Genomic DNA, 14,101 nt, shown 5'->3' with positions numbered 1-14,101 from the left:
GGACGTCAACGCGATGCTGGTGAACCCCGGCCACTCCATTTACTCCGCGCAGCAGCCCGGGCAGACCCTGCCCGTGGGTTCGGCGGAAAAGGCCGTCATTCACGGAGATCTGTTCATGTCGCGGCGCACCGCCGGCGACCAGCGCATCCTCGCCATCCACCTGCCGAACGGCAGTTCGTTGTTGATCTCCAAGAGCCTCAAGCCGACCGAAGCGGTGATGACCAAGCTCCGTTGGGTGCTGTTGCTCGTCGGCGGCATCGGGGTGGCGGTCGCCGCGGTGGCGGGTGGCATGGTCACCCGGGCCGGGCTGCGTCCCGTGGGCCGGTTGACCGAAGCCGCCGAGCGGGTGGCGCGCACCGATGACCTGCGACCCATCCCGGTCTTCGGTAGCGACGAATTGGCCAGGCTCACTGAGGCTTTCAACTTGATGCTGCGAGCCTTGGCGGAATCCCGGGAGCGGCAGGCGCGATTGGTCACCGATGCCGGACACGAATTGCGTACTCCGCTGACGTCGCTACGCACCAACGTCGAGCTGCTGATGGCGTCGATGGAACCGGGGGCGCCGCGGCTGCCCGAGCAGGAGATGGTCGACCTGCGCGCCGACGTGCTCGCCCAGATCGAGGAATTATCAACGCTGGTAGGCGATTTGGTGGACCTCACCCGCGACGACGCCGGTCAGGTGGTGCACGAGCCGGTCGACATGTCCGACGTCGTCGATCGCAGCCTCGAACGAGTCAGGCGGCGGCGCAACGACATTCATTTCGACGTCGAAGTCACCCCTTGGCAGATGTACGGCGACACCGCCGGTCTGTCGCGGGCGGTGCTGAACCTGCTCGACAACGCCGCCAAGTGGAGCCCGCCGGGCGGCCACGTCGGCGTCACGATGCGGCAACTCGACGCGTCGTACGCGGAGCTGGTGGTCGCCGACCACGGCCCGGGGATTCCGCCGCACGAGCGCCGTCTGGTGTTCGAGCGGTTCTACCGCTCGACGTCGGCGCGGGCCATGCCCGGTTCGGGGTTGGGCCTGGCGATCGTCAAGAAGGTGGTGCTCAACCACGGGGGAATGCTGCGCGTCGAGGACACCGTTCCGGGCGGACAACCGCCGGGAACGTCGTTCTACGTGCTGCTGCCCGGCCGGCCGATGCCGGGTGTGACGTATCCCGAATCAGCTGACGGGGGCGAAACCCCCGGGTCAGAGGCTGGAACCGATTCGACTGCACCCATTGTTGGCAACGAGGCGAACTCTCGGGAATCGGCGAACGTTATCTCAGTGGACTCTCAGTCCGCGCGGGCAAGGTAGGTCTGCAGCTACTGTTAATCCGAGCCGAGTCGAGCCGACGAGCCGGAATACTGAGATAGAGGAAGAGCGACTTAGCGACATGACGAATGACCCGAGGTATTCGCCACCGCCGCCGCAGGGGGGATACCCTCCCGTGCCGAACCAGCCGGGTCCCGTCCCGAGCTATGGCGGATCCCCAGTCTACGGGCAGGGGCACCAACAACCGTATAACCAGCAATTCGATTGGCGCTATCGGTCGCAGCCGTCTCAGACGACCCAGTTCCGTCCGCCCTACGAGCCCTTCAGCGGCACGGGGCCGGGCCGGATCCCCGGCGGAACCGGACCTGGACCGATCCCCGGCGGCACCGGACCTGGACCGATCCCCGGCGGCACCGGGACGGCGCAGATCCCCGGCATGCTGCCGCCCCCGCCCGCTCCGCAGCAGCCCCAAAAGCGTTCTCGTGCAGGACTTTTGATGGCGGGCGCGGTTGCCATCGCGGTGGTGTCGGCAGGCATCGGTGGTGCGGCCGCGACCGTCGTCGAGCTGGGTAGCCACTCCACCGGCGGCAACGGGCACAGCATCCTCGGCGGGGCCGCGCCCAGCGTCCCGGCCGCGAACATGCCGCCCGGCAGCGTCGAACAGGTCGCATCGAAGGTGGTGCCCAGCGTCGTGATGCTGGAGACGGACCTGGGGCGTCAGTCCGAGGAGGGTTCCGGCATCATCCTGTCGGCCGATGGGCTGATCCTGACCAACAACCACGTGGTCGCGGCTGCCGCGAGCCCCTCCAAGGCGCCTAGCGGCGGCCCGGGCGGCCCCCTCGTCCCGGGCGGCCCCGCCGGCCCTGGCGGTCCCGGTGGTCCTGGTGGCCCCAGCGGTCCGGGCGGCCCGGCCGGTGGCCCCGCTCCCAAGACCACGGTGACGTTCTCCGACGGTCGTACCGCACCGTTCACGGTGGTGGGTGCCGACCCGACCAGCGATATCGCCGTGATTCGCGTCCAAGGCGTTTCGGGACTCACGCCCATCTCGTTGGGGTCGTCGTCCGACCTGCACGTCGGTCAGCCGGTCGTGGCGATCGGCTCCCCGCTGGGCCTGTCGGGCACGGTGACCACGGGCATCATCAGCGCCATGAACCGGCCGGTCTCCACGACGGGCGAGTCGGGCAACCAGAACACCGTGCTGGACGCGATCCAGACCGACGCGGCGATCAACCCGGGTAACTCCGGTGGCGCGTTGGTCAACATGAACGGCCAGCTGGTGGGCGTCAACTCCGCGATCGCCACCCTGGGCGCCGATTCGCCGGATGCCCAGAGCGGGTCCATCGGCCTGGGCTTCGCGATCCCGGTGGACCAGGCCAAGCGCATCGCCGACGAGCTGATCAGCACCGGTAAGGCTTCGCACGCCTCGCTCGGTGTGCAGGTCACCAGTGACAAGGGCACGCCGGGCGCCAAGGTCGTCGACGTCGTTCCCAACGGCGCGGCCGCATCGGCCGGCGTGCCGAAGAACGTGACCGTCACCAAGGTGGACGACCGCCCGATCAACAATGCCGACGCATTGGTCGCCGCCGTGCGATCGAAAGCGCCCGGCGACAAGATAACGCTGACCTTCTCCGATCCCGGTGGTGGCAGCCGTACCGTGCCGGTGACCCTGGGGAAGGCGGACCAGTGATGAGAGTCGAGGAACCCTCGGCGACGGGATTGTCCGAGCTCGGATATACGGTTGCACCCATGGAAACGGGTGCCGAGTTGGTAGTCGGCCGTGCTCTGGTCGTGGTGGTCGACGATCGCACCGCCCACGGGGACGAGGACCACAGCGGGCCGTTGGTGACCGAGCTGCTCACCGAGGCGGGGTTCGTCGTCGACGGGGTGGTCGCGGTCGCGGCTGACGAGGTCGAAATTCGAAATGCGCTGAACACCGCGGTGATTGGCGGGGTGGACCTGGTGGTCTCGGTCGGTGGGACGGGTGTCACGCCGCGCGACGTCACCCCCGAGGCCACCCGCGAGATCCTGGATCGGGAGATCCTCGGTATCGCGGAAGCCATTCGGGCGTCAGGACTCTCCGCAGGGATCATCGACGCCGGACTGTCCCGTGGTCTGGCCGGCGTGTCCGGAAGCACTCTGGTGGTGAACCTGGCCGGTTCCCGCTACGCCGTGCGAGACGGGATGGCGACGCTGAACCCGCTGGCAGCTCAGATCATCGGACAGCTGTCGAGCCTCGAGATCTAGGTCCGCGCGAAGTCAGAGGGATTCGGCGTCCGCCCGGGGTCCGTGCTCGGGAGGCGGCGTGGTGCCCGTTCCGCCGTGCTTGCCGGACGAGCTTCCGTTCGTCTGGCCCAGCAGGTCGCGGATCTCGGTGAGCAACACGATCTGAGCATCGTCGGCCTGTTCGACCTCACCCCGCTTGCGCAGCGTCGTATACGGCAGCACGACCAGGAAATACACGACCGCGGCGATGATGATGAAGTTGATGGCGGCCGACAGGACGTTGTTGAGGTCGATGGTCTGGCCGCCGCCGATGCTGATACGCAAGATGCCGATGTCGGATTTCTGGTTCACGCCGATCCGGTTGATCAACGGTTTGATGATGCTGTCGGTGAATTGCGTGACCAGCGCGGTGAACGCGGTACCGATGACCACCGCGGTGGATAGGTCGATGATGTTGCCCCGCGAGAGAAACTCCTTGAACCCCTTGAACATTGGGCGTTCCCTTTCTGTACCGGACAGAGTTTGCTGCAGATCGCGGGCGGGCAGCGGACTTCAAGTTCAGTGCAGGGTCAGCGTCACGGCCTGCCCCAACGTCGAACCTGCGACCGTGTTCGCCACGCGAGCCGGCAGCGCAACTAACACTACGCGGTCACTATTGGCGGCCTGGATTTTTTCCTTGGCCGACACGAGCACCACCACGGCGTCGGTGGCCACCACCTTCGGGGTGGCTTGAGCGATCTCCTGCGCGCCGTTGGTGGGCGCTGCCAGCACGTCGACGACGTCGCCGACGCGGACCAGGTCCACCAACGCGCCATCCGCCAGGTGCAGCGGCACGATGCGGGCGCCGGGTCCCGCCGTCCCCTCGGCCAGCCGGCCGCCCAGCAGTCGGACGTCGGTGAGCACCTCGCCGCGCCTCGCCGGGCCGGCCAGAGTGGCGCCGACCACCACGTCCACGTCGGCCTGTGACCCGTCGGGAATTGTTGCCGTCAAACGCTTTTCGAGCCGCACGTCGGCTGGAGTCAGCGCGGTACCCGGGCGCAGGTCACGTTGGGCCACTACTACTTGGCCATACGCATCAGCGGGATCGGAGCGCAGCGCGGCCACTCCCGCCAGCAGCACCAGCCCGGCCGCGGCGATTCGCCGCGCCAGCACGGTTCGCGTCCAATCGGGACGCAGCCAGATTGACAGCCGACTGAATACGGTTGGATTCAGCGACGATTCGCCCACACGGCAACGCTAGGCGCAGTAGGACCGCTTCGAATGCGGGGTGGAAACGCTTTGTGGATAACCCGTCAGCTCGTGGCGGCCGCGGTGGATGCCGTGGAGTTGCTGCTCGACTTGTCGCTGGAACCGGACTTCTCGGACGAACTGGACGTGTCGCTCGAGCCAGAACTCGATCCGCTGTCACTCTTCGAGGAACCGTTGGTCGAGCTCTTCGCACCCTTGGAGGACTCCCGGCTGTCGGTGCGGTAAAAACCGCTGCCCTTGAACACCACGCCCACGGAGTTGAAACGCTTGCGCAGGCGACCGGCGCAGCGTTCGCACGTGGTCAGCGCATCGTCGGTGAAGGCCTGCACGATGTCGAAGCGGTCATCGCACTCGGTGCACTGGTAGCTGTAAGTCGGCACAAAAACCTCCGGATGATTCCAATCTGATTAGCACTCTAGCGTCCTAAGTGCTAGAACCGCCACGTGACATCTCTCATTCCCGATGTGTCGCCGCGGCATTGAGAGCGATCAAACCACCCCGAGGCGTCAGCGCGTGGGTCATTGGGATGTCATGCGGCTCCGCCGGCAGCGTGTCGACCAGCTCCGTGTCACGCACCACCGCCACGAGCGGCGCCTGCGGGGCGCGGCTGCGCAGCGAGCGGTCGTAGAACCCCCGGCCCCGGCCCAGCCGCACCCCGGCGCGGTCCACGGCCAGCGCCGGTACCAGCACCAGGCCGGCCCCCGCGATGGCCGAGGCGGGCAGCCAAGGTTCAGGCGGCTCGAGCAAGCCCCATCGCCCGGCGGTGAGCGCCCCTGCCCGGTATTCGCCCCACCGCAGCGCCAAGGCGGCGTTGTCGGCGTCGGTCCGCGCAACCGGCAGCAGGACGCGAGCAGAGCGCTTCAGCAACACATCCAACATCTCGACCGATCCCGGTTCCGCGCCCACCGGCACATAGGCGCAGACCGTGGCGTCGCTGCTCACGATGTTTTGCAGAGCCTCGAGATGGGCGCACAGCAGTCGCGCCTCGTCGGCGCGAATCTCGTCGGCAACGCGGCGCCGGGCAGCGAGCAACTGTTCGCGCAACGCGGCTTTGCTCGTGGTCGGCATGCCCCAACCATGTCAGGCGGAGCTTTGCTCGCGCCACATCGACTCGGCAAACCGAATGAGGGTTATGGTGTGAACGATGTCATGCCCAAACGTGGTGGTTCCACGCACGGCGATCGTGCCCGCCGCCGGCCTTGGTACCCGCTTTCTGCCGGCGACCAAGACGGTTCCCAAGGAGCTGTTGCCCGTCGTTGATACCCCCGGCATTGAGCTGGTCGCCGCCGAGGCGGCCGAGGCCGGTGCCGAGCGGCTGGTGATCATCACCTCCGAAGGCAAGGACGGCGTCGTCGCGCACTTCGTCGAGGACCTGGTGCTGGAAAGCACACTCGAGCAACGCGGAAAGACGGCGATGCTCGACAAGGTCCGGCGCGCATCCCAGCTGATCAAGGTCGAGTCCGTCGTGCAGACCGAACCGCTGGGCCTGGGCCATGCAATCGGGTGCGTGGAGCCCACGCTGTCCGATGACGAGGACGCCGTAGCGGTGCTGCTGCCCGACGACCTGGTGCTGCCGACGGGTGTCCTGCAGGTCATGTCGAAGGTGCGGGCCCACCACGGCGGCAGCGTGCTGTGTGCCATTGAGGTGGCACCCGAAGAGATCAGTTCCTACGGCGTTTTCGACGTCGAACCGGTGCCCGGGGACGACAATCCGGACGTGCTCAAGGTCAACGGCATGGTCGAGAAGCCGAAGACCGAGGACGCCCCGTCGATGTTCGCCGCGGCGGGCCGCTACGTGCTGGACCGCGCCGTGTTCGATGCGTTGCGCCGCATCCACCGCGGAACCGGGAACGAAGTCCAGCTCACCGACGCGATCGCTTTGCTCATTGCCGAGGGCCACCCGGTGCACGTCGTCGTGCATCACGGATCTCGACACGACTTGGGAAATCCCGGCGGCTACCTCAAGGCTGCGGTTGACTTTGCATTGGATCGTGATGACTACGGCCCGGAGTTGCGGCGATGGCTGGTAGCCCGATTGGGCCTGGCCGAGCGGTAGCCGAGCGGTAGCGCGCGACCCGTCAAGGCATCGAGGGCAGAGAGGCGCGCTGTGCGTTCTGTGGAAGAGCAGCAGGCCCGGATAACTGCCGCCGCGGTGGCTCCGCGACCGATACGTGTGGCGATTGCCGAGGCGCAGGGACTGATGTGCGCCGAGGAAGTGGTGACCGAGCGGCCCATGCCCGGGTTCGACCAGGCCGCGATCGACGGTTACGCGGTACGCAGCGTCGACGTCCTCGGTATCGGCGACCTGGGCGGCGAGAGTCTCGCTGAGCTGTCGGACGACTCGGGCGACGTGGCTGAATACGAAGACCGGCGCGAGGGGTTGGTGCTGCCGGTGATGGGCACCATTGAGGCCGGTGCGCGCTCGCCCAGTCGCCTGCAACCCAAGCAGGCCGCTCGGGTGCACACCGGAGCCCCACTGCCCACGCTGGCCGATGCCGTCCTCCCGCTGCGGTGGACGGACGGCGGCACGTCGCGCGTGCGCATCCTGCGGGGCGCGCCGTCGGGCGCCTACGTGCGCCGGGCCGGGGACGACGTGCAGCCCGGCGACGTCGCCGTGCGCGCGGGAACCGTCATCGGCGCGGCGCAGGTCGGCCTGCTGGCAGCCGTTGGCCGCGAACGGGTCTTGGTGCATCCGCGTCCCCGGCTGTCGGTCATGGCGGTGGGCGGAGAGCTGGTCGACATCTCGCGGTCCCCGGGAAACGGGCAGGTCTACGACGTCAACTCCTACGCGTTGGCGGCGGCCGGCCGCGATGCCGGCGCGGAGGTCAACCGCATCGGCATCGTCAGCAACGACCCAAAAGAACTGCGCGACATAGTCGAGGGCCAGATCAATCGCTCCGAGATCGTCGTGATCGCGGGTGGCGTCGGTGGCGCCTCGACCGAGACGGTGCGATTGCTGCTCTCCGAGCTCGGGGAGATGGAAGTCGTCCGCGTCGGGATGCATCCGGGATCCATCCAGGGCTTCGGCCAGCTGGGCCGCGACGGCGTCCCAACGTTTCTGCTGCCTTCCAACCCCGTCAGCGCTCTGGTCGTCTTCGAGGTGATGGTCCGGCCCCTGATCCGGCTGTCGCTGGGCAAGCGTCAGCCGATGCGCCGGATCGTGCAGGCCCGCACGCTGTCGCCGATCACGTCCGTCGCCGGGCGCAAGGGCTATTTGCGCGGCCAGCTGATGCGCGACCAGGAGAGTGGGGAGTACCTGGTGCAGGCGCTCGGGGGAGCCCCGGGGGCGTCATCGCACCTGCTGGCCACGCTCGCCGAGGCGAACTGTCTGGTCGTGGTGCCCAGCGGCGCCGAGCAGATTCGCACCGGTGAGATCGTCGACGTCGCGTTCCTGGCTCAGCGCGGCTGATCCGGACGGCTGCTAACGCCCGTGAACCTGTTGCGCTCCAATTCTCGTCATCCCGGTTGGCCCCAAAGCGTTGGGCCGCTTCGCGTTCCGGCAGGAACCGTGCGATTGCGGGCGGTGCGGATGCGTGACGGCGCGAAATGGAGCCGCATCCGGCTGGCCGATCGCGCGCACCTCGAGCCGTGGGAGCCGAGCGCCGATGGCGACTGGATCATCCGCCACGCGGTCGCCGCGTGGCCGCCGTTATGTTCCGGGCTGCGTTCCGAGGCCCGCAAGGGCCGCATGCTGCCCTACGTCATCGAGCTCGACGGGCAGTTCTGCGGCCAACTGACCATTGGCAACGTCACCCACGGGGCATTGCGGTCGGCATGGATCGGTTACTGGGTGCCGCGCTCGGCGACCGGTGGCGGGGTGGCCACCGCGGCGCTGGCGCTGGGCCTCGACCACTGCTTCGGCCCGGTCATGCTGCATCGCGTCGAGGCCACCGTGCGTCCCGAGAACGCCGCCAGCCGGGCGGTGCTCTCCAAGGTCGGCTTTCGGCAAGAGGGGCTGCTGGAGCGCTATCTCGAGGTCGACAGGGCGTGGCGGGATCACCTGTTGATGGCCATCACCGTCGAAGAGGTGTCGGGTTCGGTCGCGTCGGCATTGGTCCGCTCGGGCCACGCGCGCTGGGCCTAATCTCTGTCGGCCGGAGCCTCCGCCTGTGGCTAGCGCGACACGAGTGACACTTGGTGCTTGTGAGAGGCAAATTACAGGTGTGTAATTGTCCTGGTCACTATGACCCGGCCGCGCTGGCCACTGATGGCCACGCGGGGATGGGAACCACAGAGAGCAGGTCGTCATGCCCAGCATCCCGCAGTCATTGTTGTGGATTTCGCTTGTGGTGCTCTGGCTGTTCGTTCTGGTTCCAATGCTGGTCAGCAAGCGTGACGCGGTGCGCCGTACCAGCGACGTGGCGCTGGCCACCCGGGTGCTCAACGGCGGCGCCAACTCCCGCCTGGTCAAGAGAAGCGGCCCGGCCGCCGGCCATCGCAGCGACCCCGACTGGAAGCCGCAGGAAGACTCGGCCGACAGCGAGTTCGACGAGGAGCGCGCCTTCTCCGAGGATGAGGACCGCGACGAGGACCTGGAAAACGACGACACCGACGAGCTGCGGCCACGGCGCCCGGTCGTCATGAAGTTCGCGGCCGCCGAGCGCACCGAGCCCGACTACCTCGACGTCGATGTCGTCGAGGACTCCCAAGCGCTTCCGGTCGGAGCCAGTGCCGAGGTGTCCCAGCCGGAGTCGGTGGACGACGAGGCGGATGACGAGGCCGAACTCGACACCGAGGGGATCGCCCAGCGCGGCGACGAAGACGACGACAGCTACGAATACGTCGACGACTCTTCGGGTTTGGAGCCCGAGGACGACGAAGAAGCCGAAGAGGATGTGCCGGCGCCGGCCGCGCGGAACGCGTCGCGGCGACGCCGGTTCGACGAAAAGACCGCGGCTGCGGTCAGCGCCCGCAAATACGTGTTCCGCAAGCGGGTGCTGATGGCGATGGCGGTCGTCCTGGTCGCCTCGGCCACGGCCGCGTTCGAGGTTTCGCCGAGCGCCTGGTGGGTGTGCGGCACGGCCACCACGGTGACGATGCTGTACCTGATCTATCTGCGTCGGCAGACCCGCATCGAGGAGAAGGTGCGCCGTCGCCGGGTGCAGCGGATGGCGCGTTCGAGGCTCGGCGTGGAGAACACCCACGACCGTGAGTACGAGGTCGTCCCGTCGCGGCTGCGCCGCCCCGGCGCGGTGGTCCTGGAAATCGACGACGAGGACCCGATCTTCGAGCATCTGGAGTACGCGATGCCGATGCGCAACTATGGCTGGCCGCGGGACTTGCCGCGCGCCGTGGGCCAGTAGCGCTCGCCAGTTCGGCCATTGCTGTCGCGGCTGGTAGCCTGCTAGCGATCAGGGGCTATGGCGCAGTTGGTAGCGCGACTCGTTCGCATCGAGTAGGTCAGGGGTTCGAATCCCCTTAGCTCCACAAAGTTTCAGCAGGTCAGCGACGTGCTCGAGGGTCAGGCTTCCGAAGCCGTCCGCAGCGGCCCGGATCGCGGCATCGAGGCGACCAGCGAGCTCGTCCAAGTCCTCGTCGAACAGATTGGCGTAAGTGTCGAGGGTCATCGACGCCTTCGCGTGACCCAGCATCCGCTGCAACCTCCGGCACAACGCAGCCAGCCTCGCCGTAGCGCACGGGCCAATGTGAAGACGATTTGCCGATGCCGATGCCGATAGGATCGGACGAGTGGTCGCCCGCCGCGTCAGCCTCCAAACGAAGATGCGCAACTTCAGTTGGACCGCAAGGAGCGTTTTAGACCCTTCTCGGCGGTCTCAGAACTAACGTTTCGGTTTCGCATAAATCGTCGCCAAGCTGGGATCTAGTTATTGCCGGGCCATCGCGATATTGAGTTTGTTCTCGGGCGAGATGAGGTGGTCGTGGCTGTCGTTCCCGATGTCGATTTGCACCCAGGCGATGTCTCCGGTGAATTTGTTGCCGGTGGGGCCGTATTCGGGCGATGCCGGTGAGCCGCTGTCCGCGCCGACATCACAGGCTTCATCCGCCGAGTAGGCCATCGGTTCCGTCATATCGACCCGTCCGTTACCGACCGGCTGGCCGTCGTAGTACAGGGTAACGTCGCCGCCTTTGGCCAATCCGCCCCCGTCGTAGGCGAACTCCATCCGGACCTGGTGCTCGCCGGCTGGGATGGGTTTGTCGGCGGTGACGATGTAGTGCTGGATGCCGAAGAAGTTGTAGCAGTATGTGAGCTTGCCGTTGTGGGCGTAGAGAGACCAGCCGCCGACGCTGCCACCTTGGGTGATGATTACGCCGTTAGCGCCGGATTCGGGCACCGTAACGTTGGCGGTCACCGAGTGTGACTTGTTTTTCAAGGTCAGCACGCATGCTTCGCTGACTCGCATTCCGGGGAACAGCAGTTGGCTGTTGCCGCGGATAAGTTGTGGCCGGCCTGCCAGGTCGGGATTGAGGCGTTCAAAGGAGCGGTCATCCAGCGGCACCACGTTGTATTTGACCGCCTCGATCAGCCATAGCCGTTGCAACTCGGCCAGCTTGTCGGGCATCTCGGAAGCCAGATTGTGTGCCTGTGTCCAGTCTTCGGGGCCATAAAGTTCCCACACGTCCTGATCAAACGGCGGTGCGTCGACCAGCCATGGGGTGCGGTGCTTGGTCACCGCGGTCCAGCCCTGGAAGTAGATGCCGCGGTTGCCCATGATCTCGAAGTACTGCACCGCATGTGTTTCCGGGGCGGCACCGTCGCGCAGCATCGGCAACATGCTGACACCTTCCAGGGCTGCCTGGTCGATACCGTTCACCGATGTCGGCTCGGGAAGGCCGGCCGCTTCCAGAACGGTTTTGGCCACGTCGATGACGTGGTGGAACTGGTTGCGCGTGTTGCCTTTATCGGGGAATCCGTTGGGCCAGTGCACGATGGTCCCGTTACGGGTGCCGCCCCAATGCGAGGCGATCTGCTTGGTCCACTGATATGGGGCGCACAATGCGTGTGCCCAGCCCACCGCGTAGTGGTTGTATGCACGGGGGGTGCCGAAGTCGTCGATCTTGCTGAGCAGAAATTCGGTGGTCTCAATGCCGGGCATCCCATTAAGCGTCGTCATCTCGTTGAAGCAGCCGTTCGGCGTACCCTCGGCGGACGCGCCGTTGTCGCCGATGATGTAGAAAATCAGCGTGTCATCGAGGACCCCCAGGTCATTGATTGCATCGATCACCCGTCCGACCTCATGATCGGTCTGCTCCAAGAAGCCGGCATAAATTTCCATCTCGCGGGCCAGCACCGGTTTCAACTCTGCGGCCATGTCATCCCACGCGGGAATTTCCGCGTGGCGCGTGGTCAACTCCGCGTTGGCGGGAACTACGCCCAACTCTTTCTGACGCGCCAGAATCTGCTCCCGCAACACATCCCACCCGGCGCCGAACTTGTCCCGGTATTTATCTGACCACTCCCTCGGCACGTGATGCGGCGCGTGGGTCGCACCAGGCGCGAAATACATAAAAAACGGCTTATCCGGGGTCAGCGCCTTTTGCCGCCGCACCCAGGTAATCGCGTGATCCGCCAAGTCCTCGGTGAGCGTGTAGCCCTCCTCGGGTGTTTTGGGTGGTTCAACCGCTGTGGTGCCCTCATACAAGCCTGGGTAGTACTGGTTGGCCTCACCACCGATGAACCCGTAGAAGTACTCGAACCCAGATCCCGTGGGCCACTGGTCAAATGGCCCCACGGGGGAGACTTCCCACACCGGCACCTCGTGACACTTGCCAAACTGTGCGGTGGAGTACCCGTTGAGGCGCAGTACTTCTGGGAACGGGGCCTTGTCCTTTGGCCGGATGCTACTCAGCCCCGGTGCTGAGGTTGCGATCTCGGTGATCCCGCCCATACCCACGGAGTGATGGTTACGCCCGGTCAACAGTGCCTGCCGGGTCGGAGAACACAATGCCGTCGTGTGAAAGCGGTTCAGCTTCAAACCACCGGCCGCCAACCGTTCGGCAACCGGGGTGTCACACGGGCCACCAAACGCCGACGCCGCCCCAAAACCGACATCATCGAGTAGCACAATCAACACGTTCGGGGCACCCATGGGCGGGCGCAGCACCGTAATCGGGGGATACTTGGTGTTCGGGTCCTTGGCGTCATACGTCGTCACACCGACATGCTTGGCATCCGGAATCGGCAGGACTTGACGCATGATTGGCGGCTGACTCGAAATCGAGCCGGTTGCCTCACCGGAGACGCCGACATCACCGTTGTGCTGGGGTGTTGACATCACAACCACCGCCCTCTCCTTGAACGAATGCCACGGACGCTACGCCGCCCTGGGAGGCGGGGACACCGCCTTCGGCTGAACACTCAAAGACACCAAGCGTCTTGGCCGAAATAGCCGACCTATGATTGAACGCTGTTCGCTACGCCAGGCCGCATCGCAAAACTAATTTGATGAGACTTTCTGCCGAGAGGTTCTGCGGTTCAGGAAGTGCCAGTTGGACCTGTCTCAAAAGATGACTCAAAAGGTAGTCTCATATCGACATTTTCTGATACTTTTGAGACGATCTACGTGTGGCTACCACCACCGCTCCCGCCGCGACCGGAACCCAACTTGGCTACGCCCGCGTCAGCACCGGGCATCAAAGCCTGGACCAACAAGTCGATGCCCTGACGACGGCGGGGGTCGATTCTGCCCGCGTCTACTCCGACAAACTGCCTGGCGCCTCGACCCGAAAACAGCGTCCCGGTATGGCGGCGCTGCTGGACTATGCGCGTCCAGGAGACGCAATCGTCGTTGTGGGCATTGACCGATTGGGCCGCAACGCCGCTGAAGTGATGATGACGATCCGCGAGCTTGGCGGGCGGGGGATCGTTCTGCGTTCCCTTCGCGAGGGTATCGATACGTCGAACGCGACGGGTCGCATGGTGGCGGGTGTTCTGGCGAGTTTGGCAGAGCTTGAGTTGGAGTTGGGTCGGGAGCGGCGCTCGGCTGCATGGGAAGCCCGTCGGGCACGCGGTCAGTCGATAGGACGGCCAAAGGCATTGAATTCATCGAAAGCCGCTCTGGCGCAGCGGATGCACGCGAGTGGCGAGTCGGCTAGCACAATCGCTACCGCGCTCGGGGTTAGCCGCGCAACCGTGTACCGTGTCTTGGCTCATCACTAGTTGTTCGGTTTAGGCCGCGAATTGGCCCGGTATGGATCGGTGTCCTCTAAGAAGTTGTGCACCTGGGTGTTTCGAAAAGCAAGGTCACGGATGTTCTTGGAATCACCCGCAGTGAGGACCTACAACAAATCGATGTCGCCGCGATACCCAATGGTGGACACTCGACGATGCGGGTGTGCGCTGGCGACGAGCGGGCCTACGCCGACTACCGGAGGGTTCTGAGGAGGAAGGGAAGCGCGATGGTGCAGCCGATC

14 protein-coding genes and 1 tRNA gene are annotated in these 14,101 nt (G+C 65.7%); 10 read left to right on the top strand and 5 right to left on the bottom strand.

The window, feature by feature from the left end; all coding sequences use genetic code 11:
• The 3 genes from JOZ00_RS24020 to JOZ00_RS24010 all read left to right on the top strand — a co-directional run.
• On the top strand, positions 1–1,300 hold a 1,300-nt coding region (locus JOZ00_RS24020; protein WP_293349132.1), incomplete at its 5' end, for a HAMP domain-containing sensor histidine kinase.
• 79 nt (positions 1,301–1,379) lie between these two features.
• On the top strand, positions 1,380–2,945 hold the full coding sequence (locus JOZ00_RS24015; protein WP_293349130.1) for a trypsin-like peptidase domain-containing protein: 1,566 nt from the start codon (positions 1,380–1,382) through the stop codon (positions 2,943–2,945).
• Complete coding sequence (locus JOZ00_RS24010; protein ID WP_293349136.1) at positions 2,945–3,502, top strand: MogA/MoaB family molybdenum cofactor biosynthesis protein; 558 nt, start codon at positions 2,945–2,947, stop codon at positions 3,500–3,502. Before JOZ00_RS24015 ends, JOZ00_RS24010 begins: the two co-directional genes overlap by 1 nt.
• A gap of 12 nt (positions 3,503–3,514) precedes the next feature.
• On the opposite strand, the gene mscL is transcribed toward JOZ00_RS24010, so the two are convergent.
• The 4 genes from mscL to JOZ00_RS23990 form a co-directional block, all read right to left on the bottom strand.
• Complete coding sequence (gene mscL, locus JOZ00_RS24005) at positions 3,515–3,973, bottom strand: large-conductance mechanosensitive channel protein MscL (protein WP_293349128.1); 459 nt, start codon at positions 3,971–3,973, stop codon at positions 3,515–3,517.
• Between the two features lie 66 nt (positions 3,974–4,039).
• Positions 4,040–4,708, bottom strand: coding sequence for an SAF domain-containing protein (locus JOZ00_RS24000; protein ID WP_293349126.1), 669 nt, complete (start codon positions 4,706–4,708; stop codon positions 4,040–4,042).
• 65 nt (positions 4,709–4,773) lie between these two features.
• Positions 4,774–5,109, bottom strand: a complete 336-nt coding sequence (locus JOZ00_RS23995; protein ID WP_293349124.1) for an FmdB family zinc ribbon protein — start codon at positions 5,107–5,109, stop codon at positions 4,774–4,776.
• Between the two features lie 73 nt (positions 5,110–5,182).
• Positions 5,183–5,797: a 5-formyltetrahydrofolate cyclo-ligase gene (locus JOZ00_RS23990; RefSeq protein WP_293349121.1), complete on the bottom strand. Its 615-nt coding sequence runs from the start codon at positions 5,795–5,797 to the stop codon at positions 5,183–5,185.
• 76 nt (positions 5,798–5,873) lie between these two features.
• Here JOZ00_RS23990 and JOZ00_RS23985 point away from each other — a divergent pair, with 76 nt between their 5' ends.
• From JOZ00_RS23985 to JOZ00_RS23965, 5 genes are all read left to right on the top strand, one after another.
• Positions 5,874–6,785 carry a UTP--glucose-1-phosphate uridylyltransferase gene (locus tag JOZ00_RS23985; RefSeq protein WP_293349119.1) on the top strand — a complete coding sequence of 304 codons (912 nt, stop codon included), beginning with the start codon at positions 5,874–5,876 and terminating at the stop codon, positions 6,783–6,785.
• Between the two features lie 51 nt (positions 6,786–6,836).
• Positions 6,837–8,138, top strand: a complete 1,302-nt coding sequence (gene glp, locus JOZ00_RS23980; RefSeq protein ID WP_293349117.1) for a gephyrin-like molybdotransferase Glp — start codon at positions 6,837–6,839, stop codon at positions 8,136–8,138.
• Positions 8,139–8,159: 21 nt separating this feature from the next.
• Positions 8,160–8,813 (top strand): GNAT family protein, encoded by a 654-nt coding sequence (locus JOZ00_RS23975; RefSeq protein WP_293349115.1) that lies wholly within the window; start codon positions 8,160–8,162, stop codon positions 8,811–8,813.
• Between the two features lie 163 nt (positions 8,814–8,976).
• The gene (gene glpR / locus JOZ00_RS23970) at positions 8,977–10,032 is read left to right on the top strand and encodes a gephyrin-like molybdotransferase receptor GlpR (RefSeq protein WP_293349113.1); all 1,056 of its coding nucleotides are present in this window, start codon (positions 8,977–8,979) and stop codon (positions 10,030–10,032) included.
• A 51-nt stretch (positions 10,033–10,083) separates the two neighbouring features.
• Positions 10,084–10,156 (top strand) — tRNA-Ala (locus JOZ00_RS23965).
• A gap of 398 nt (positions 10,157–10,554) precedes the next feature.
• Here the strand turns inward: JOZ00_RS23965 and JOZ00_RS23960 are convergent.
• Complete coding sequence (locus JOZ00_RS23960; RefSeq protein WP_293349134.1) at positions 10,555–12,885, bottom strand: arylsulfatase; 2,331 nt, start codon at positions 12,883–12,885, stop codon at positions 10,555–10,557.
• 368 nt (positions 12,886–13,253) lie between these two features.
• On the opposite strand from JOZ00_RS23960, the gene JOZ00_RS23955 reads away from it, so the two are divergent.
• Positions 13,254–13,847 carry a recombinase family protein gene (locus JOZ00_RS23955; protein ID WP_293349110.1) on the top strand — a complete coding sequence of 198 codons (594 nt, stop codon included), beginning with the start codon at positions 13,254–13,256 and terminating at the stop codon, positions 13,845–13,847.
• A gap of 56 nt (positions 13,848–13,903) precedes the next feature.
• Positions 13,904–14,101, top strand: a 198-nt coding sequence (locus tag JOZ00_RS23950; RefSeq protein WP_293349107.1) for a hypothetical protein, incomplete at its 3' end; no start/stop codon positions are given.

Source organism: Mycobacterium sp. (assembly GCF_019243155.1).
In the GTDB taxonomy this organism is placed as follows: domain Bacteria; phylum Actinomycetota; class Actinomycetes; order Mycobacteriales; family Mycobacteriaceae; genus Mycobacterium.
Note: the sequence above shows the minus strand (reverse complement) of the source record. Positions and strands in the feature narration are given on the sequence as shown.